This window comes from Klebsiella sp. CTHL.F3a (assembly GCF_019890895.1).
Taxonomy (GTDB): Bacteria; Pseudomonadota; Gammaproteobacteria; order Enterobacterales; family Enterobacteriaceae; genus Klebsiella; species Klebsiella grimontii.
The window spans coordinates 1-20,824 of the sequence record NZ_CP082360.1; the positions used below are offsets into that span (position 1 = coordinate 1).

18 protein-coding genes, 1 pseudogene and 1 other annotated feature are annotated in these 20,824 nt (G+C 55.4%); of the genes and pseudogenes, 16 read left to right on the forward strand and 3 right to left on the reverse strand.

The window, feature by feature from the left end; genetic code table 11:
* The 4 genes from dnaA (at position 1) to gyrB (ending at position 6,171) form a co-directional block, all read left to right on the forward strand.
* Positions 1-1,401, forward strand: a complete 1,401-nt coding sequence (dnaA, locus tag K7H21_RS00005; protein WP_004126950.1) for a chromosomal replication initiator protein DnaA — start codon at positions 1-3, stop codon at positions 1,399-1,401.
* A 4-nt stretch (positions 1,402-1,405) separates the two neighbouring features.
* On the forward strand, positions 1,406-2,506 hold the full coding sequence (gene dnaN / locus K7H21_RS00010; RefSeq protein WP_004107206.1) for a DNA polymerase III subunit beta: 1,101 nt from the start codon (positions 1,406-1,408) through the stop codon (positions 2,504-2,506).
* Positions 2,507-2,654: 148 nt separating this feature from the next.
* The gene (gene recF, locus K7H21_RS00015; RefSeq protein WP_004126948.1) at positions 2,655-3,728 is read left to right on the forward strand and encodes a DNA replication/repair protein RecF; all 1,074 of its coding nucleotides are present in this window, start codon (positions 2,655-2,657) and stop codon (positions 3,726-3,728) included.
* Between the two features lie 28 nt (positions 3,729-3,756).
* Complete coding sequence (gene gyrB, locus K7H21_RS00020; protein ID WP_004126944.1) at positions 3,757-6,171, forward strand: DNA topoisomerase (ATP-hydrolyzing) subunit B; 2,415 nt, start codon at positions 3,757-3,759, stop codon at positions 6,169-6,171.
* A gap of 32 nt (positions 6,172-6,203) precedes the next feature.
* Here gyrB and K7H21_RS00025 read toward each other — a convergent pair whose 3' ends face one another.
* Positions 6,204-7,139, reverse strand: a complete 936-nt coding sequence (locus tag K7H21_RS00025) for a LysR family transcriptional regulator (protein WP_049113428.1) — start codon at positions 7,137-7,139, stop codon at positions 6,204-6,206.
* A gap of 110 nt (positions 7,140-7,249) precedes the next feature.
* Between K7H21_RS00025 and K7H21_RS00030 the strand changes: the two genes are divergently transcribed.
* The 8 genes from K7H21_RS00030 (at position 7,250) to K7H21_RS00065 (ending at position 15,549) form a co-directional block, all read left to right on the forward strand.
* A complete protein-coding gene (locus K7H21_RS00030) occupies positions 7,250-8,275 on the forward strand; it encodes a zinc-dependent alcohol dehydrogenase family protein (protein ID WP_223035497.1) in 1,026 nt (341 codons plus the stop codon).
* A gap of 115 nt (positions 8,276-8,390) precedes the next feature.
* The gene (gene yidA / locus K7H21_RS00035; RefSeq protein WP_004126934.1) at positions 8,391-9,203 is read left to right on the forward strand and encodes a sugar-phosphatase; all 813 of its coding nucleotides are present in this window, start codon (positions 8,391-8,393) and stop codon (positions 9,201-9,203) included.
* A gap of 243 nt (positions 9,204-9,446) precedes the next feature.
* The gene (gene dgoR / locus K7H21_RS00040; protein WP_004126932.1) at positions 9,447-10,136 is read left to right on the forward strand and encodes a D-galactonate utilization transcriptional regulator DgoR; all 690 of its coding nucleotides are present in this window, start codon (positions 9,447-9,449) and stop codon (positions 10,134-10,136) included.
* Positions 10,133-11,008, forward strand: coding sequence for a 2-dehydro-3-deoxygalactonokinase (locus tag K7H21_RS00045; RefSeq protein ID WP_112167110.1), 876 nt, complete (start codon positions 10,133-10,135; stop codon positions 11,006-11,008). Before dgoR ends, K7H21_RS00045 begins: the two co-directional genes overlap by 4 nt.
* On the forward strand, positions 10,992-11,609 hold the full coding sequence (locus tag K7H21_RS00050) for a 2-dehydro-3-deoxy-6-phosphogalactonate aldolase (RefSeq protein WP_087828623.1): 618 nt from the start codon (positions 10,992-10,994) through the stop codon (positions 11,607-11,609). The genes K7H21_RS00045 and K7H21_RS00050 overlap by 17 nt, the downstream gene beginning before the upstream one ends.
* On the forward strand, positions 11,606-12,754 hold the full coding sequence (gene dgoD / locus K7H21_RS00055) for a galactonate dehydratase (RefSeq protein ID WP_004126926.1): 1,149 nt from the start codon (positions 11,606-11,608) through the stop codon (positions 12,752-12,754). The genes K7H21_RS00050 and dgoD overlap by 4 nt, the downstream gene beginning before the upstream one ends.
* 179 nt (positions 12,755-12,933) lie before the next feature.
* Entirely contained in the window at positions 12,934-14,271 is a 1,338-nt protein-coding gene (locus K7H21_RS00060; protein WP_157262005.1) for an MFS transporter, read from the forward strand.
* A 51-nt stretch (positions 14,272-14,322) separates the two neighbouring features.
* Complete coding sequence (locus K7H21_RS00065; RefSeq protein ID WP_004126922.1) at positions 14,323-15,549, forward strand: DUF3748 domain-containing protein; 1,227 nt, start codon at positions 14,323-14,325, stop codon at positions 15,547-15,549.
* Between the two features lies 1 nt (position 15,550).
* On the opposite strand, the gene K7H21_RS00070 is transcribed toward K7H21_RS00065, so the two are convergent.
* The gene (locus K7H21_RS00070) at positions 15,551-15,883 is read right to left on the reverse strand and encodes a YceK/YidQ family lipoprotein (protein ID WP_032742222.1); all 333 of its coding nucleotides are present in this window, start codon (positions 15,881-15,883) and stop codon (positions 15,551-15,553) included.
* A gap of 298 nt (positions 15,884-16,181) precedes the next feature.
* Positions 16,182-16,257: a sequence feature (ROSE (Repression Of Heat Shock gene Expression) occurs in the 5'-region of heat shock genes and acts as an RNA thermometer to modulate expression.), on the forward strand.
* Between K7H21_RS00070 and ibpA the strand changes: the two genes are divergently transcribed.
* The 4 genes and pseudogenes from ibpA to K7H21_RS00090 all read left to right on the forward strand — a co-directional run bounded on the left by ibpA (position 16,251) and on the right by K7H21_RS00090 (position 19,938).
* A complete protein-coding gene (gene ibpA, locus K7H21_RS00075) occupies positions 16,251-16,664 on the forward strand; it encodes a small heat shock chaperone IbpA (RefSeq protein ID WP_004126917.1) in 414 nt (137 codons plus the stop codon). Its footprint overlaps the feature before it by 7 nt.
* A 118-nt stretch (positions 16,665-16,782) precedes the next feature.
* Positions 16,783-17,211: a small heat shock chaperone IbpB gene (gene ibpB / locus K7H21_RS00080; RefSeq protein WP_004126915.1), complete on the forward strand. Its 429-nt coding sequence runs from the start codon at positions 16,783-16,785 to the stop codon at positions 17,209-17,211.
* 165 nt (positions 17,212-17,376) lie between these two features.
* Positions 17,377-18,178 (forward strand): annotated as a pseudogene (gene dinD, locus K7H21_RS00085) (DNA damage-inducible protein D).
* Between the two features lie 98 nt (positions 18,179-18,276).
* Positions 18,277-19,938, forward strand: coding sequence for a putative transporter (locus K7H21_RS00090; protein ID WP_004126911.1), 1,662 nt, complete (start codon positions 18,277-18,279; stop codon positions 19,936-19,938).
* Here K7H21_RS00090 and K7H21_RS00095 read toward each other — a convergent pair.
* The gene (locus K7H21_RS00095) at positions 19,906-20,652 is read right to left on the reverse strand and encodes a GntR family transcriptional regulator (protein WP_004126909.1); all 747 of its coding nucleotides are present in this window, start codon (positions 20,650-20,652) and stop codon (positions 19,906-19,908) included. The two genes, K7H21_RS00090 and K7H21_RS00095, sit on opposite strands and share 33 nt — an antisense overlap.
* Positions 20,653-20,824: the final 172 nt, after the last annotated feature.

A 20,824-nucleotide genomic window follows, 5' to 3' on the forward strand; every position in this document is an offset into this window, starting at 1 on the left:
GTGTCACTTTCGCTTTGGCAGCAGTGTCTTGCCCGATTGCAGGATGAGTTACCAGCCACAGAATTCAGCATGTGGATACGCCCTTTGCAGGCGGAATTGAGCGATAACACGCTGGCACTGTATGCGCCAAACCGTTTTGTGCTCGATTGGGTAAGGGATAAATACCTCAATAATATCAATGGACTCCTCAATGATTTTTGCGGTGCGGATGCCCCACAGCTGCGGTTTGAGGTAGGCGCTAAGCCAGCCGTTCAGATGCAGAGAGGTACGGTTAGCGTTGCGGCCGCAGCGCCCGCGCAGCCGATCCAGACGGCGCGCGTCGCGCCGACGATCGTGCGTCCGGGTTGGGATAACGTTCCGGCGCCGGCAGAACCGACCTACCGCTCTAACGTCAATGTAAAACACACGTTTGATAACTTCGTCGAAGGTAAATCCAACCAGCTGGCTCGCGCGGCGGCGCGTCAGGTTGCGGATAACCCCGGCGGCGCGTACAACCCACTGTTCCTTTATGGCGGTACCGGTTTGGGTAAAACCCACCTTTTACATGCGGTGGGTAACGGAATTGTGGCGCGTAAACCCAATGCGAAAGTGGTTTACATGCACTCAGAGCGTTTTGTACAGGACATGGTAAAAGCCCTGCAAAACAACGCTATTGAAGAATTTAAGCGCTATTACCGCTCCGTTGACGCCCTGTTGATCGATGACATTCAGTTTTTCGCTAATAAAGAGCGCTCGCAGGAAGAGTTTTTCCACACCTTTAACGCCCTGCTGGAAGGCAATCAGCAGATCATCCTGACGTCGGATCGCTATCCGAAGGAGATCAACGGGGTTGAGGATCGTCTGAAATCACGCTTCGGCTGGGGGCTGACGGTCGCGATCGAGCCGCCAGAGCTAGAAACCCGCGTGGCGATCCTGATGAAAAAAGCCGATGAAAACGACATTCGCCTGCCGGGCGAAGTCGCGTTCTTTATTGCTAAGCGCCTGCGCTCTAACGTACGTGAACTCGAAGGGGCACTGAACCGCGTTATTGCCAACGCCAACTTTACCGGCCGGGCGATCACCATCGATTTCGTGCGCGAAGCGCTGCGCGATCTGCTGGCTTTACAGGAAAAACTGGTCACCATCGACAATATTCAAAAGACGGTGGCGGAGTATTACAAAATTAAGGTAGCGGACCTGCTGTCTAAACGCCGCTCCCGTTCGGTGGCGCGCCCTCGGCAGATGGCGATGGCGCTGGCAAAAGAGCTGACCAACCACAGTCTGCCGGAAATCGGCGACGCGTTTGGCGGCCGCGACCATACCACCGTCCTGCACGCTTGCCGCAAGATTGAGCAACTGCGTGAAGAAAGCCACGATATCAAAGAAGATTTTTCCAATTTAATCAGAACATTATCCTCGTGACGCTATGAAATTTACCGTAGAACGTGAACATTTATTAAAACCGCTGCAACAGGTTAGCGGTCCTTTAGGTGGTCGTCCGACGCTACCGATTCTTGGCAACCTGCTCCTACAGGTTACCGATGGCGCGCTGTCGCTGACCGGTACCGATCTGGAAATGGAAATGGTCGCGCGCGTTGCGCTGATTCAGCCGCACGAAGCGGGAGCAACAACCGTTCCGGCGCGTAAATTTTTTGATATCTGCCGCGGCCTGCCTGAAGGCGCGGAGATCGCGGTCCAGCTGGAAGGCGAGCGCATGCTGGTGCGTTCCGGACGCAGCCGCTTTTCGCTGTCGACGCTGCCTGCGGCGGATTTCCCGAACCTCGATGACTGGCAGAGTGAAGTCGAATTCACCCTGCCGCAGGCGACCATGAAGCGTCTGATCGAAGCGACGCAGTTTTCAATGGCGCACCAGGACGTTCGCTATTACTTAAACGGTATGCTGTTTGAAACCGAGGGTAGCGAACTGCGCACCGTGGCGACCGACGGTCACCGCCTGGCGGTTTGCTCGATGCCGCTGGAAGAGTCGCTGCCCAATCATTCGGTGATCGTGCCGCGTAAAGGCGTGATTGAGCTGATGCGTATGCTCGACGGCGGCGATACCCCGCTGCGCGTGCAGATCGGCAGCAACAATATCCGCGCTCACGTTGGCGACTTTATCTTCACTTCTAAGCTGGTGGATGGACGTTTCCCTGACTATCGCCGCGTATTGCCGAAAAACCCGGATAAGCACCTGGATGCCGGCTGCGATATTCTCAAGCAGGCCTTTGCTCGCGCGGCGATTCTTTCTAACGAAAAATTCCGCGGCGTGCGACTGTACGTCAGTGAAAATCAGCTGAAAATCACCGCCAATAACCCGGAACAGGAAGAAGCGGAAGAAATTCTCGATGTCACCTATGCCGGGACCGAGATGGAAATCGGCTTTAACGTCAGCTATGTGCTGGACGTCCTGAACGCGCTGAAGTGTGAGAACGTGCGCATTCTGCTGACGGATTCCGTTTCGAGCGTGCAGATTGAGGATGCGGCCTCCCAATCCGCAGCCTACGTCGTCATGCCTATGCGATTGTAGAATCTGCAAAGGGGCTGGTTTACTTGCCATTTCGCCTTCCGGCAGTGCTCGAAATGCTCACGTACTTCGTGTACGCTCCGCTTTCTGCGCGCTGGCGGTAGACGAACTGGCTGCGACACCCACGCCCCTTGAATGATGACGAGCTGATATGTCGCTATCCCGACTCCTGATTAAAGATTTCCGCAATATTGAAAATGCGGATCTCGCCCTCTCTCCCGGCTTTAATTTCCTGGTTGGCGCCAACGGCAGCGGCAAAACCAGCGTACTTGAAGCTATCTACACGCTCGGCCACGGGCGGGCGTTTCGCAGTTTGCAGATTGGCCGCGTGATTCGTCACGAACAGGAGTCCTTTGTTCTGCACGGTCGCCTGCAGGGAGAAGAGCGAGAAGTATCTATCGGCCTGACGAAAGATAAGCAGGGCGACAGCAAGGTGCGTATCGACGGTACCGATGGGCATAAAGTGGCTGAGCTGGCTCATCTGATGCCGATGCAGCTGATTACCCCCGAGGGGTTTACTTTACTCAACGGCGGCCCCAAATACAGAAGAGCGTTCCTTGACTGGGGATGCTTTCACAACGAAGCCGGATTCTTTACCGCCTGGAGCAACCTGAAGCGTCTGGTGAAGCAGCGCAACGCCGCGCTGCGTCAGGTCAGCCGCTATGCCCAGCTGCGGCCATGGGATCTGGAGCTGATCCCGCTGGCGGAGCAAATCAGCCGCTGGCGGGCCGAATATAGCGCCGCTATCGTCGAAGACATGGCGGATACCTGTCGGCAGTTTTTGCCGGAGTTCGCTCTCACTTTTTCTTTCCAGCGCGGCTGGGAGAAAGAAACGGATTATGCCGAGGTGCTGGAGCGAAATTTCGAACGCGATCGCATGCTAACCTATACCGCCCACGGCCCGCACAAAGCGGATTTCCGCATTCGTGCCGATGGCGCGCCGGTAGAGGATACATTGTCACGCGGGCAGCTTAAGCTGCTGATGTGCGCCCTACGACTGGCGCAAGGCGAGTTTCTGACCCGCGAAAGCGGGCGGCGCTGCCTGTACCTGATAGATGATTTTGCCTCGGAACTTGACGACGCGCGGCGCGGGCTACTTGCCAGCCGCTTAAAAGCCACGCAGTCGCAGGTTTTCGTCAGCGCCATTAGCGCTGAACACGTTATGGACATGTCGGACGAAAATTCGAAGATGTTTACCGTGGAAAAGGGTAAAATAGCGGATTAACCTAAGATAAAATGAGCGAGAAACGTTGATGTCGAATTCTTATGACTCCTCCAGTATCAAAGTCCTGAAAGGGCTGGATGCGGTGCGTAAGCGCCCGGGTATGTATATCGGCGACACGGATGACGGCACCGGTCTGCACCACATGGTATTCGAGGTTGTGGATAACGCTATCGACGAAGCGCTCGCAGGTTACTGTAAAGACATCGTTGTTACTATCCACAGCGATAACTCCGTCTCCGTCCAGGATGACGGTCGCGGTATTCCGACTGGTATTCACCCCGAAGAGGGCGTGTCGGCGGCGGAAGTGATCATGACCGTTCTGCACGCGGGCGGTAAATTCGATGATAACTCCTATAAAGTTTCCGGTGGTCTGCACGGCGTAGGCGTTTCCGTGGTTAACGCCCTGTCGCAGAAACTGGAGCTGGTCATTCAGCGCGATAACAAAATTCACCGTCAGATTTACGCGCATGGCGTGCCGCAGGCGCCGCTCGCGGTTACCGGCGAAACCGAAAAAACCGGCACCATGGTGCGTTTCTGGCCGAGCTACGAAACCTTCACCAACGTGGTCGAATTCGAATACGAGATTCTGGCAAAACGCCTGCGCGAGCTGTCGTTCCTGAACTCCGGTGTGTCGATTCGCCTGCGCGATAAGCGCGACGGTAAAGAGGATCATTTCCACTACGAAGGCGGTATTAAAGCGTTCGTAGAATATCTGAATAAAAACAAAACGCCAATCCACCCGAATATCTTCTATTTCTCCACCGAAAAAGACGGCATCGGCGTTGAAGTTGCGCTGCAGTGGAACGATGGTTTCCAGGAAAACATCTACTGTTTTACCAACAACATTCCGCAGCGCGACGGCGGTACTCACCTTGCTGGCTTCCGTGCGGCGATGACCCGTACCCTGAACGCCTACATGGATAAAGAAGGCTACAGCAAAAAAGCGAAAGTCAGCGCCACCGGCGACGATGCCCGTGAAGGCCTGATCGCTGTGGTCTCCGTGAAGGTGCCGGATCCGAAGTTCTCCTCGCAGACCAAAGACAAGCTGGTCTCCTCTGAGGTGAAATCGGCGGTCGAACAGCAGATGAACGAACTGCTGAACGAATACCTGCTGGAAAATCCGTCTGACGCCAAAATCGTAGTCGGTAAAATCATCGACGCGGCGCGCGCGCGCGAAGCCGCACGTCGGGCGCGTGAAATGACCCGCCGTAAAGGCGCGCTGGACCTGGCGGGCCTGCCGGGCAAGCTGGCGGACTGTCAGGAACGCGACCCCGCGCACTCTGAATTGTACTTAGTGGAAGGGGACTCTGCGGGCGGCTCTGCGAAACAGGGGCGTAACCGTAAGAACCAGGCGATTCTGCCGCTGAAAGGTAAAATCCTTAACGTTGAGAAAGCGCGCTTTGACAAAATGCTCGCGTCTCAGGAAGTGGCGACGCTGATTACCGCGTTGGGCTGCGGCATTGGCCGTGATGAGTACAACCCGGACAAACTGCGCTACCACAGCATCATCATCATGACCGATGCGGACGTCGACGGCTCGCACATTCGTACGCTGCTGTTGACCTTCTTCTATCGTCAGATGCCGGAAATCGTTGAGCGCGGACACGTCTACATTGCCCAGCCGCCGCTGTACAAAGTGAAGAAAGGCAAGCAGGAACAGTACATTAAAGACGACGAAGCGATGGATCAGTACCAAATCTCCATCGCGCTGGATGGCGCCACTTTGCATACCAACGCCAACGCGCCGGCCTTAGCCGGCGAGCCGCTGGAGAGACTGGTTGCCGAGTATAACGCTACGCAGAAAATGATTACGCGTATGGAACGTCGTTATCCTAAAGCCCTGCTGAAAGAGCTTATCTATCAGCCGACGCTGGCAGAGGCCGACCTGGCGAACGAGCAGACCGTAACGCGCTGGATCAACGCCCTGGTGAGCGAGCTGAACGAGAAAGAGCAGCACGGCAGCCAGTGGAAATTTGATGTCCGCGAGAACGCCGAGTTGCAGCAGTTTGAGCCGATCGTTCGCGTCCGTACCCACGGCGTGGATACCGACTACCCGCTGGATCACGAGTTTGTCACCGGGCCGGAATACCACCGTATCTGCGCGCTGGGCGAAACGCTGCGCGGTCTGATTGAAGACGATGCCTTTATCGAGCGCGGCGAGCGTCGTCAGCCGGTGGCCAGCTTCGAACAGGCGCTGGACTGGCTGGTGAAAGAGTCCCGTCGCGGCCTTTCTATCCAGCGCTATAAAGGTCTTGGTGAGATGAACCCGGATCAGCTGTGGGAAACCACCATGGATCCGGACAGCCGCCGCATGCTGCGCGTGACCGTTAAGGACGCGATTGCCGCTGACCAGCTGTTCACGACCCTGATGGGGGACGCCGTTGAACCACGTCGCGCCTTTATCGAAGAGAACGCCCTCAAAGCGGCAAACATCGATATTTAATCGTCGTATACCGCCATACTCAGGCCGCGCATTTAGCGCGGCTTTTTTATGGGCGCAGGCCTATCCAGCGACATCACGGACGGTAAACGGCTGGCGAGCGTATCGACGGCAATTCTCACCCTCAGCGGCAGATGCGGCGTCTGTTGCCAGACCGCGTGAACGTCGAAGCGCACATCCGGTGCCTGCTTTAACAGCGGGATGAGTTTTCCCTCATGAATTTCTTTACTGACCATCCAGCAGGGCAGCCATGCAATACCGTGTCCGGCCAGCGCAGCGTCGCAGATCGCCTGCAAATCATCCATATTGAGCGATGAACGGGGAGTAAAGGTATGCGAGGCACCTTCGCTGTCCATCAGCTGCCAGGATAGCACTCTGCCTGCCTGCAGATAGTTAATGGCCGCATGATGGGGTAAATCATCAACGCTTTGCGGCGTCCCCTTCTTCTGCAGATAATCCGGCGCGGCGCACAGTACCATGCGGTGTTCTCCCAGCCTTCTGGCGACCAGAACGCTGCTGTCCTGAAGCGTGCCGTTACGTACCGCCATATCAAACCCTTCCTCGACGAGATCCACAACGCGGTCGCTGAATGACATCTCCAGCTCAAGGTCTGGATGTTCCTGCGCCAGCGCGATCAGCAGCGGGGCGACGCACTGGCGGCCAAACAGCACCGGCATGGCAACGCGCAGGCGGCCACTGACCTGCTGTTTCCCCGTTTCCAGTAGCGATTCTGCGCCCCGAATTTCCTCCAGCGCGCGCAGGCAGTGTTCATAAAAAAGGGCGCCGCTGTCGGTCAGGCTTTGGCTGCGGGTTGTACGTTGAAACAGACGTACCCCCAGTCGCTCCTCAAGGCGAGCGATGCTCTTTCCCACCGCCGAACGCGACAAATGCAAACGGATTGCGGCCTGCGCAAAACTGCCCGCCTCAACGGCGGCCACAAAAACGGGAATATCCTTCAGCGTATTGGACATAAATTGTTTCTTTTTTGGCGTCAATAGTGGGAAAAGTTATCGCCACTGGCGACTCTGAGTCAACGGTAGACTGTCGATACTGAAGCTTATTTGATTCCAGGAGAAAAAAGATGACAGAGACAATGCAACGCTGGTCGATGAACGCCCTAGGGCGCGAGAATCTCAAACTCACCCAGGCGCCCGTGCCGCAGCCCGGCCCGGGAGAAGTCCGCGTACGGGTGAATGCCGTTGCGCTCAACTACCGCGATAAAATGGTTATCGAAGGCTCCATGCCGATCGCGCTTTCCTTCCCGTTTACGCCGGCATCCGATATGGCGGGCGTGGTGGAAAGCACGGGAGAGGGCGTCACGCGTTTTAAACCCGGCGCTCGCGTCATCTCGACCTTTTTCCCGGAGTGGATCGACGGTAGGCCAACAGCGGACGCCCGCACTTTGCCCTATAAAACGACCGGCGGTTACTTTCAGGGGATGCTGGCTGAGTACGTGATTGTGAATGAAAACGGGTTGGTGGCCGCTCCGGAATCCCTGGATGACGCAGAGGCCAGCACGTTACCCTGCGCCGGGCTTACCGCATGGTTCGCGCTGGTGGAGCGCGGTCATTTGCGCGCCGGGCATTCGGTACTGGTGCAGGGCACGGGCGGTGTGGCGATATTCGCTTTGCAAATTGCCAAAGCGCAGGGGGCGGAGGTTTTTGTCACGTCGGGAAGCGATGAAAAACTGGCGCGGGCTAAGCAACTCGGCGCCGATTATGGCATCAACCGGCTTAAAGGTGACTGGGCTGAAGGAATATACGAACTGACGAGCGATCGCGGCATCGACCACATCATTGAAACCGTTGGCGGGGAGAACCTGAGGCATTCCCTGCGCGCCGTGGCGGTTCATGGGCGTATTTCGGTCATCGGCGTGCTGGCGGGCAGTGAAATCTCGCTGCCCGCGGGCGAACTGTTGCTGAAATCCCCGGTGATTCAGGGGATTGGCGTCGGGCACCGTCGTGCGCTGGAAGATTTCGTTCGCGCCGTTGACGTGACCGGGTTGAAGCCTGTGATTGAGCACCGTTACCGCTTTAACCAGCTTGAACAGGCGCTGGAACACCTCGATCGCGGGGCGTTTGGCAAAATTGTGCTCACCCGCGAGTAAGACTCCGTTCCCCGGATCTTGCCTAAAAGGGGGGATTCTGCTGCGCAATGTAGCTCTATTTTTGTGGGCTTAATCGCGTTAGCATGAGTAAGGACTCATCTTACCCGGGGATTTCATGGCTATTAAACTGATTGCAATCGATATGGACGGCACGCTCCTGCTGCCTGACCATACTATCTCTCCTGCGGTGAAAACCGCAATTGCCGCAGCCCGTGAACGCGGCGTTAACGTGGTGCTGACCACCGGCCGTCCTTACGCTGGCGTGCACAGTTATCTGAAAGAACTGCATATGGAGCAGCCTGGAGATTACTGCATCACCTATAACGGTGCTTTAGTGCAGAAGGCGAGCGACGGCAGTACCGTTGCGCAAACCGCGCTGGGCTACGACGACTACCGCTATCTGGAACAGCTGGCCCGCGATGTCGGCTCCCACTTCCACGCGCTCGACCGCAATACCCTGTATACCGCGAACCGCGATGTGAGCTATTACACGGTACATGAATCCTACGTGGCGACGATCCCGTTGGTCTTCTGTGAAGCAGAAAATATGGATCCGAATATTCAGCTGCTGAAAGTGATGATGATCGATGAGCCGGCGATTCTGGATCAGGCTATCGCCCGCATTCCGGCTGAAGTGAAAGAGAAATACACCGTGCTGAAAAGCGCGCCGTACTTCCTTGAAATTCTTGATAAACGCGTCACCAAAGGCACTGGCGTGAAATCGCTGGCCGATGCGTTGGGTATCAAAGCGGAAGAGGTGATGGCGATTGGCGATCAGGAAAACGACATCGCGATGATTGAATACGCCGGTGTCGGCGTAGCAATGGACAATGCGATTCCGGCAGTCAAAGAAGCGGCAAACTTTATCACCAAATCTAACCTGGAAGACGGTGTAGCGTATGCTATTGAAAAATATGTCTTAAACTAAAGGTCTCTTTCTGAAAAACCCGCGTTTATCGCGGGTTTTTTTATGCTCTAAGTTTACCCCGCTGCAAGATCTCCAAACCGAATTGTCGTTTTTGTGATCTAAATTGTAGTACAACATGTTTGTGTTGTACTACATTGTGTCCATGGAGATGACGAGTGGTATCACGTTAGTACTACAAAGTTGCGGTTAAATCCGCCTGTCGCGGTAAAGTAGAGGGAGACATCCAGAGCACAAGGACTCTCCATGACTCTCAATAAAACCGATCGCATTGTTATCACGCTGGGCAAGCAGATTGTCAGCGGCAAATACGTTCCCGGCTCTGCGCTGCCCGCGGAAGCCGACCTGTGTGAGGAGTTCGCCACCTCGCGCAATATCATTCGCGAAGTGTTCCGTTCGTTGATGGCTAAGCGGCTGATTGAAATGAAGCGCTATCGCGGCGCGTTCGTTGCGCCGCGTAACCAGTGGAATTATCTCGACACCGACGTTTTACAGTGGGTGCTGGAGAGTGATTACGACCCGCGGCTGATTAGCGCGATGAGCGAGGTACGTAACCTGGTTGAACCCGCGATTGCCCGCTGGGCGGCAGAGCGCGCGACGTCGAGCGATCTGGCGCAAATAGAAGAAGCGCTCAATGACATGATCGCCAACAACCAGGACAGAGAGGCGTTTAACGAGGCGGATATTCGCTATCACGAGGCGGTGCTGCAGTCGGTGCATAACCCGGTACTGCAACAGCTCAACGTAGCGATCAGCTCGCTGCAGCGGGCGGTATTTGAAAGAACGTGGATGGGCGATGAGGCCAACATGCCGAAAACGCTCCAGGAACATAAGGCGCTGTTTGACGCCATCCGGCATCAGGACAGCGAAGCGGCGGAGCAGGCGGCGCTCACCATGATCGCCAGCTCGACACGAAGGCTGAAGGAAATCACATGACATCTCGCTACATCGCAATTGACTGGGGATCGACCAACCTGCGCGCCTGGCTTTATCAGGACGACCAGTGCCTGGAGAGCAGGCAATCGGAAGCTGGCGTCACGCGCCTGAACGGACATTCCCCCGCAGCGGTGTTTAGCGAAATAACCACGGGCTGGCGCGACAGCGCTACCCCGGTAGTGATGGCGGGAATGGTCGGCAGTAACGTCGGCTGGAAGGTGGCGCCCTATTTGCCCGTTCCCGTTGATTTCTCCGCCATTGGCCAACAATTGACGTCCGTTGGCGACAAAGTCTGGATTATTCCCGGGCTCTGCGTCTCTCGAGACGATAACCAGAATGTGATGCGCGGCGAAGAGACTCAGCTCCTCGGCGCGCGGATGATTGCCCCTTCTTCCGTCTACGTGATGCCCGGCACCCACTGCAAATGGGTGCAGGCCGACCGCCAACAAATTAACGACTTTCGCACGGTGATGACCGGCGAACTGCATCATCTTCTGCTGCGCCACTCGCTGGTCGGCGCCGGGTTACCGGAGCAGGTCTCCGCCCCCGGTGCGTTTAACGCCGGGCTTGAGCGCGGCCTTCATTCGCCAGACATTCTGCCGCGGCTTTTTGAGGTGCGCGCTTCGCACGTGCTGGGGTCGCTGCCGCGCGAGCAGGTCAGCGAGTTTCTGTCGGGGCTGCTGATTGGCGCGGAAGTCGCCACCCTGAGCCAACGCTTTCACGACTCGCAGGTCGCCATTGTCGGCGGCGAGGCGCTAGCGAACCGCTATCAGCAGGCCCTGAGCGCCATTGGCCGTCAGACCACCGTGGTGTCGGGTGACAACGCATTTCAGACAGGAATAAGGAGCATCATCCATGCAGTGGCAAACTAACTTACCGCTTATCGCTATCCTGCGCGGGATCAAGCCGGAAGAGGCGCTGGCGCACGTGGGGGCGGTGATTGACGCCGGATTTGACGCCGTAGAAATTCCGCTCAACTCACCGCAGTGGGAAAAGAGTATTCCCGCCGTTGTTGAGGCTTATGGCGATAAAGCCCTGATTGGCGCAGGCACCGTGCTTAATACAGAACGGGTGGATCAGCTTGCCCAAATGGGCTGCAGGCTTATCGTCACGCCCAATATTCAGCCCGAGGTCATTCGCCGTGCGGTGAGCTACGGCATGACGGTCTGTCCGGGATGCGCGACGGCGACAGAAGCGTTCGCCGCGCTGGACGCCGGGTCTCAGGCGTTGAAAGTCTTCCCTTCTTCGGCTTTTGGCCCTGACTACATCAAAGCGTTAAAAGCCGTTTTGCCGCCGGAGGTGCCCGTTTTTGCGGTGGGCGGCGTGACGCCGGAAAATCTGGCTCAGTGGATAAAAGCAGGCTGTACCGGCGCCGGGTTGGGCAGCGATCTTTATCGCGCAGGCCAATCCGTAGAGCGTACCCAACGGCAGGCGACAGCATTTGTTAAAGCGTATCGAGAGGCAGTGCAATGAAAATAACCAAACTCACCACGTATCGTTTACCCCCGCGCTGGATGTTTTTAAAAATTGAGACCGACGAAGGCGTGGTTGGCTGGGGCGAGCCCGTGATTGAAGGGCGCGCGCGCACCGTAGAGGCGGCGGTGCATGAGCTCGGCGATTATCTGATAGGCCAGGATCCGGCGCGGATTAACGACCTGTGGCAGGTGATGTACCGCGCGGGCTTTTACCGCGGCGGTCCGATTTTAATGAGCGCCATCGCCGGTATCGATCAGGCGCTGTGGGATATTAAAGGCAAAGTGCTGAACGCGCCGGTCTGGCAGTTGATGGGCGGCCTGGTGCGCGACAAAATCAAAGCCTACAGCTGGGTTGGCGGAGATCGTCCGGCGGAGGTGATTGACGGTATCAAAAAGCTGCGCGGAATTGGTTTTGATACCTTTAAATTAAACGGCTGCGAAGAGCTGGGGCTTATCGATAACTCGCGCGCGGTGGATGCCGCGGTGAATACCGTCGCGCAAATTCGCGAAGCGTTCGGCAATGAAATTGAGTTCGGCCTCGATTTCCACGGTCGCGTTAGCGCGCCAATGGCGAAGGTGCTGATTAAAGAGCTGGAGCAATATCGCCCGCTGTTTATTGAAGAGCCGGTTCTTGCCGAACAGGCGGAATATTATCCGCGGCTGGCGGCGCAAACCTCGATTCCTATCGCGGCGGGCGAACGCATGTTCTCGCGCTTCGAGTTTAAACGCGTGCTGGAAGCGGGTGGGCTGGCCATTCTCCAACCCGATCTGTCGCACGCCGGTGGTATTACCGAGTGCTATAAAATCGCCGGAATGGCCGAAGCCTACGACGTGGCGCTGGCGCCGCACTGCCCGCTGGGACCTGTTGCGCTTGCCGCCTGCCTGCACGTCGACTTTGTCTCATATAACGCCGTCTTCCAGGAGCAGAGTATGGGTATTCACTATAACAAGGGCGCGGAATTACTCGACTTTGTGAAAAATAAAGAGGACTTCAATATGGAAGGCGGTTTCTTTAAACCATTAATGAAGCCCGGGCTTGGCGTAGAAATAGATGAAGCGCGGGTCGTGGAATTAAGTCAGAACGCGCCGGACTGGCGTAATCCGTTGTGGCGGCATGAGGATGGTAGCGTCGCCGAATGGTAAATGCGCGTCATACTTTGCGCTGCTGATGCGTTGGCTGCATTTTCTTATCCCAGTCACATACTAATGTATGCTCCTGGGAATGCGAAAATTTGCCGCCTTTCCCCAGCACAAATTATTTAGCGCATTACGGTTAAGTTATTAATAAAAAATTTAAATAAACCCTCTGTAAATTACCGGGCATGGTGAGCGGCCTCGCTATGCCCAAAATCTGGAGACAGATTGCGATGGATATTTCAGTTACAGCTGCAAAACCCGGGCGTCGTCGCTATTTGACGCTGATAATGATCTTTATTACCGTGGTGATTTGTTATGTTGACCGCGCTAACCTTGCCGTGGCATCGGCGCATATTCAGGAAGAGTTTGGTATTACCAAAGCGGAAATGGGATATGTATTTTCCGCTTTCGCGTGGCTGTATACGCTTTGCCAGATTCCCGGCGGCTGGTTCCTTGACCGCGTGGGCTCAAGGCTAACCTACTTTATCGCTATTTTTGGCTGGTCGGTGGCGACGCTGCTTCAGGGATTTGCCACCGGGCTTATGTCGTTGATTGGCCTGCGCGCAATTACCGGGATATTTGAAGCGCCGGCGTTTCCAACCAATAATCGCATGGTGACCAGCTGGTTTCCGGAACACGAGCGCGCATCAGCCGTCGGTTTTTACACCTCAGGACAGTTTGTCGGGCTGGCATTTCTGACCCCACTGTTAATCTGGATTCAGGAAATGCTGAGCTGGCACTGGGTATTTATCGTTACCGGCGCTATCGGGATTGTATGGTCATTTATTTGGATAAAGGTCTATCAACCGCCGCGCCTGACGAAAAGCATCAGCAAAGCCGAACTGGATTATATTCGCGACGGCGGTGGCCTGGTGGACGGCGATGCGCCCGTTAAAAAAGAGGCGCGCCAGCCGCTGACCAAAGCCGACTGGAAGCTGGTATTCCATCGCAAACTGATAGGTGTTTACCTGGGACAGTTTGCCGTGACCTCGACACTGTGGTTCTTCCTGACCTGGTTCCCCAACTATCTGACACAGGAAAAGGGGATTACGGCGCTGAAAGCGGGCTTTATGACCACGGTTCCGTTCCTTGCCGCCTTTGTTGGCGTGCTGCTCTCCGGCTGGCTGGCGGACAGGCTGGTAAGAAAAGGCTTCTCGTTAGGCGCCGCGCGTAAAACCCCGATTATCTGCGGCCTGCTGATCTCGACCTGCATCATGGGCGCAAACTATACCAACGATCCGGTGTGGATTATGGTCCTGATGGCGTTAGCGTTTTTCGGTAACGGCTTCGCTTCGATTACCTGGTCGCTGGTCTCTTCGCTTGCGCCAATGCGGCTTATTGGGCTGACGGGGGGGATGTTTAATTTCGTCGGCGGGCTGGGCGGTATCACCGTTCCGCTGGTAGTGGGCTATCTGGCTCAGGACTACGGTTTTGCGCCTGCGCTGGTTTATATTTCCGTTATTGCGCTGGTTGGCGCACTCTCTTACATCCTGCTGGTGGGGGATGTTAAACGAGTAGGCTAATCCTTTCCGATACTATACCCTGATGTGAAAGTCTCGCATCAGGGTATCTTTATGAAACAAGTCACCTTTGCTCTCCGTCATCATCAGCTTACCAACACCCGCACCTGGACGGCGGACAGCCGGTGGCTGGTTTTTGACGTTCGTCCCTCAGGCGCCTCCTTTACTGGCGAAACGATTGAGCGGGTAAATGTCGATACGGGAGAAGTTGAGATCCTCTACCGAACCGGACAAGGTGCGTACGTTGGCGTGGTGACCGTTCATCCATCGGAAGATAAATATGTCTTCATCCACGGCCCGGAAAACCCTGACGAGCGCTGGCATTACGATTTCCATCATCGTCGCGGCGTGGTGACGTATCAGGGGGAAACGCGCAACCTTGATGCGATGGATATCACTCCGCCCTATACCCCCGGCGCGCTGCGCGGCGGCAGCCATGTGCATGTTTTTAGCCCGAACGGCGAGCTCGTCAGCTTTACCTATAACGACCACGTGTTGCATGAACGCGATCCGGCGCTGGATTTGCGCAACGTTGGCGTGGCGGTTCCCTATGGCCCGGTAGTACCGCGTGGGGATCATCCGCGGCAATACGGCGGTAGCCACTGGTGCGTGCTGGTCAGCCACACAACGTCATCCCCCGTGCCGGGCAGCGACGAGATTAATCGTGCCTATGAAGAAGGCTGGGTCGGCGACCGGGCGCTGGCGTTTATTGGCGATACGCGAGCGATAAACGGCGACAAAGTGCCGGAGCTGTTTATTGTCGCGTTGCCGCAGAGCGAGCAGGGCTGGAAGCAGTCTGGCGATGCGCCGCTGGCAGGAACGCAAACCACGATGCCGGCGCCTCCTGCCGGCGTGGTTCAGCGTCGCTTAACGTTTACCCATGAACGTCGTTATCCGGGGCTGGTGACTACGCCCCGTCATTGGGTACGCGCCAATCCGCAGGCAACGGAGATTGCTTTTCTGATGCGCGATGAGGCCGGCGTGGTGCAAATGTGGCTTATCTCGCCTCAGGGTGACGGGCTGCGGCAGTTGACCCACAACCGCTCCGATATCCAGTCGGCGTTTAACTGGCATCCGTCGGGGAAATGGTTGGGCTTTGTGCTGGAAAACCGAATCGCGCTTTGTGATGCGCTGAGCGGGGAAATCCTCTTTTTGACCGACGGACATACCAATCCGCCATCGGCCGAAGCGATCGTCTTTTCGCCAGACGGCAAACAGCTTGCCTGGATGGAAGAGGTAGACGGTTACCGCCAGCTATGGGTAACCGCAACGGGGCGCTAAATTACTGATTAGTCATCCGCGCTGGCGGGATCACGGAGTTGGTCGCCAGCGTCTCTTTCTCACTCTTTTCGACGCGCGATTTGACCGAGCTGTCGGTGCGGAACATATCCCACGGCAGCAGCAGCGTGTCCATTACCGCCGTAAGGGGCATATCCAGCGCCACAAGGGATTTCGTTCCCCAGTTGGCATCGCTATCTCCCAGCATTTGCGCGCTGGCGCGCGTTCCCGGATAGGTTCCTTCCTTACCGCCGGTATGTGACATCACGCTGGAGCAACCGCCTACACTTATCATCCCGCTAAACAGGACCAGCTTTAACAGACCGTTTTTCATCATTTTTCCGTCATCGTTACGGGCGTTGATAGAACCTTCAATGTACAAAAAATTCAGAGCGCCGCCGGTAATGGCGCGGTCTGAAGAATGGCGTACATATCGGTTATATCGGGCCATTCCATGGATGCATAGTGCGATTGCGCCGCACTGTGGCAGGCGTCGCACTTTGCCTTTTGTGCTGTCACTCCAGTCTAAGCAATAGACCGCAAACTGCAAAAAAAATTGCCCTCTTCACCTTGAAAAGGGCATGGATATACCCATTTTAGGAATGTGTCACTCAGAGAATACGCCGAATGGGTATTCCGCTTAATAACGACCTGTCCATGATGGAAGGTCAGATAATTCTCGCTGATTTCAGGAGCTATGTATTATGCGTAATTTCGATCTCTCCCCGCTGTATCGTTCTGCTATTGGTTTCGACCGCCTTTTCAATCTGTTAGAAAATAATCAAAGCCAGAGTAATGGCGGCTACCCTCCGTACAACGTTGAGTTAGTAGACGAGAACAACTACCGCATCGCGATTGCCGTGGCCGGTTTTGCCGAGAGCGAACTGGAAATTACCGCTCAGGATAATCTGCTTATCGTGAAAGGCGCCCATGCCGCCGAACAGAAAGAGCGTACTTATCTTTATCAGGGTATCGCTGAACGCAATTTTGAGCGTAAATTCCAGCTGGCGGAAAATATCCATATTCGCGGCGCCAACCTGGTAAACGGCCTGCTGTATATCGACCTCGAGCGAGTGATTCCCGAAGCGAATAAACCGCGCCGTATCGAGATCAACTAATTTCCTCGGGCCGCCAACGCGGCCCGGTATTAATGTAAAAATCTGCCTGCCGTCAGGGGGCAAATGCGAATCCGCAGGATTTGCAGCTATCCACTCGCTTCTTAGAAGGAGAAACACAATGCGTAACTACGATTTATCCCCGCTGCTGCGTCAATGGATCGGTTTTGACAAACTGGCCAACGCGCTGCAAACCGCCGGTGAAAGCCAGACCTTCCCGCCTTATAACATCGAAAAAAGCGACGACAACCACTATCGCATTACCCTTGCGCTGGCCGGTTTCCGTCAGGAAGATTTGGATATCCAGCTTGAAGGCACGCGCCTGACGGTAAAAGGCGCGCCGCAGCAGCCGGAAAAAGAGACCAAATGGCTGCATCAGGGGCTGGTTAACCAGGCCTTTAGCCTGAGCTTTACGCTTGCCGAAAATATGGAAGTCTCCGGGGCTACCTTTACCAACGGCCTGCTGCATATCGATCTGACCCGTAACGAGCCGGAACAGATCGCACCGCAGCGCATCGCCATCAGCGAGCGCCCCGCGTTAGATAGCTAATTAAGCTAACCACCCATAAAGCCCCGATTTTCGGGGCTTTTTTGTGCGCGAGAGCGCATTAAATCCCCTTGCTGCAATAGATGTTTCAGTTTAAAAAATAATCAGGTTTTATAGGCTCACTGAAACAAAGGATATGTAATGAACGAACAGTAGCCGTTTGAAGCGATTAAAAATAGGGATGAGGCGGGAAGAGAGTACTGGTCTGCCCGGGCGTTAGCAAAACTGCTTGAATACTCGGAATATCGACACTTTAATCCCGTGATAATTAAGGCAACTGAAGCCTGTGCGAATAGTGGTCATGCTATTAGCGACCATTTCGAAGAGATCCTCGCTATGGTCAAGACAGGTTCGGGAGCGCAAAGAGAACTTAAGGATATTAAGCTCTCCCGCTATGCCTGCTATCTGGTTGTGCAAAATGGCGATCCATCGAAACCGGTGATTGCCGCAGGGCAAACCTACTTTGCTTTGCAAACTCGTCGCCAGGAGCTGGAAGACGATCAAACGTTTAAATCACTACGAGAGGATGAAAAGCGACTGTTTCTGCGCAATGAGCTTACTGAACATAATAAACATCTGGTTGAAACGGCCCAACAGGCAGGCGTGGAGACAACGCTGGATTTTGCCATCTTCCAGAACCATGGCTATAAAGGCCTCTATGGCGGACTGGATCAAAAAGCGATTCACGAGCGTAAGAAGCTGAAGAAAAGCCAAAAAATTCTCGACCATATGGAGTCTACTGAACTTGCAGACAACCTGTTTCGCGCTACTCAAACGGAAGAAAAACTACGCCGGGATGAGGTTGATACGAAGCAGTTGGCCAATCAAACCCATTATGAAGTAGGTACAAAAAGTACGCCAGACTATCAAAGAACTTGGCGGCACGATGCCGGAAGCGCTTCCTTCCCCGGAGAAAAGTATTCAGCAGCTAAAAATCGCCGCGAAAAAGAAATGTTCCCCTGAGTCGTAAACCTGATCCCGTGATTATTGTGCGCCAGGCGGCATACAGCCTGGTGAGTACCGGTCATAATCCTCATTGTGAGTAATGTTATACACAGGGAAGAGACGATGAGTGATATAGCATTGACCGTTAGCGTATTGGCGCTGGTGGCGGTCGTCGGATTGTGGATCGGCAATGTAAAAGTGCGCGGTGTCGGCTTCGGTATCGGAGGCGTGCTGTTTGGCGGCATCATCGTCGGCCACTTTGTGGACCAGGCGGGCATTACGCTCAGTAGCCCAATGCTGCACTTTATTCAGGAATTCGGCCTGATTCTCTTTGTGTATACCATCGGTATCCAGGTTGGGCCGGGCTTCTTCGCCTCGCTGCGCGTCTCCGGCCTGCGGCTGAACCTCTTCGCCATTCTGATCGTCATTCTCGGCGGCCTGGTCACCGCGGTCCTGCATAAACTGTTCGATATCCCTCTTCCCGTGGTGCTCGGTATCTTCTCCGGCGCGGTAACCAACACGCCTGCGCTGGGCGCCGGGCAGCAGATCCTGCGCGACCTTGGCGTACCGCTTGATACCGTCGATCAGATGGGGATGAGCTACGCCATGGCCTATCCGTTTGGCATCTGCGGCATTTTGCTGACCATGTGGCTGGTGCGACTGTTTTTCCGCATCAACGTCGAGAAAGAAGCCCAGCAGTTTGACGAGATCAGCGGCAACGGCCATGCGCATCTCCAGACCATCAACGTGCGGGTCGAAAACCCGAACCTGAACAATATGGCGATTCAGGATGTGCCGATGCTTAACAGCGACAAGCTGATCTGCTCGCGCCTCAAGCGTGAGGAGATGCTAATGGTGCCCGCGCCGAATACCCTGATTCAGCTTGGGGACCTGCTGCACTTGGTCGGGCGACCGGAGGATTTACACAATGCCCAGCTGGTGATTGGCAAGGAGGTTTCCACTTCGCTCTCCACGCGCGGCACCGATCTGAAAGTCGAGCGCGTGGTGGTCACTAACGAAAAAGTGTTAGGTAAAAGAATTCGCGATCTGCACTTTAAACAGCGCTACGACGTGGTGATTTCGCGCCTCAATCGCGCCGGGGTTGAACTGGTGGCCAGCAGCCATGCTAGCCTGCAGTTCGGTGATATTCTCAACCTGGTCGGCCGTCCGGAGGCGATTGACGCGGTGGCCGCTGAGCTTGGCAACGCCCAGCAAAAACTGCAGCAGGTGCAGATGTTGCCGGTATTCATCGGCATTGGCTTAGGCGTGCTGCTGGGCTCTATTCCGCTGTTTATTCCGGGGTTCCCGGCGGCGTTGAAGCTGGGTCTGGCCGGAGGGCCGCTGATAATGGCGCTGATCCTCGGGCGTATCGGCAGCATCGGTAAGCTGTACTGGTTTATGCCGCCCAGCGCCAACCTCGCGCTGCGCGAGCTGGGTATTGTGCTGTTCCTGGCGGTGGTTGGGCTGAAATCCGGCGGCGACTTTGTGGCGACGCTGATTGAAGGTGACGGCATGAGCTGGATTGTCTACGGCATCTTTATCACCGCTATCCCACTGCTGGCTGTCGGTATTCTGGCGCGGATGCTGGCGAAGATGAACTACCTGACCCTATGCGGCATGCTGGCCGGTTCAATGACCGATCCGCCCGCGCTGGCCTTTGCCAACAACCTGCATGCCACCAGCGGCGCGGCGGCGCTCTCTTACGCGACCGTTTATCCGCTGGTCATGTTCTTACGTATTATTACGCCGCAGCTACTGGCGGTGCTGTTCTGGGGGATAGGTTAACGGATTCTCCGCCTGGACACGCCGCAGGTGGTAGTCCACCTGATACTCGCTGGCGTTACGGAACATCACCGAGTAGTTAAGAAACTCGCCGCTGTCGCTGTAGGAAAGAGAGGTTATACGCAGCAGCGGCGTCTGTTCCGGCACGTTCATCGACTGCGCCAGCTGCCTGTCCGCCAGCACCGGCGACAGCGTTTCATAGTTACCGCTAATGGTTATTCCACACTCCTTCTCGATGTAATCGAACTTCGACCCTTCCAGATGCACCAGCGATAGATTGCGAAACAGCTTCACCGGCATATAGCTGTCTTCCAGCATTAGCGGCTTGCCATCGACATAGCGCACCCGGCGCGAGAAGTAGATCCGTTCATCAATTTGTATCCGCAGCAGGCTGGCGATAGCCGGGGGGGCGGGCATCACCTCAAAAACCAATACCCGGCTGACCACCTCTTTACCCTGCTTGCGCAGCACCTCGGCCAGACCGGTCAGATTGCTGGTTTCATGATGCAGGTCTTTACGGGCGACGTAGGTGCCGGAGCCGTGTCGACGCACCACCAGCCCCCAGGCGACCAGCAGATCTATCGCCTTGCGGATGGTCATGCGCGCGACGCCAAACTCTTCCGCCAGCTTTTTTTCGCCGGGAAGCGGGCTGCCGACCTCGAAATCGGAGGAGTTCAGCCGCAGACGTAGTCTGTCAGCGATAGATTTGTAGATCACCAGTAGACCTCTATTCATTCAGTTGAAAACGATAGTGCATGAATTATTCACTATAAAAATGCATTTAATACATGGGGATAAAGAGTATTCGTTATAGCGACTTAAACAGCGCAATTCATCATGTCTAATTTTTACTTAAAAAGTAGACAACATTGACGCAATTAAAACCATG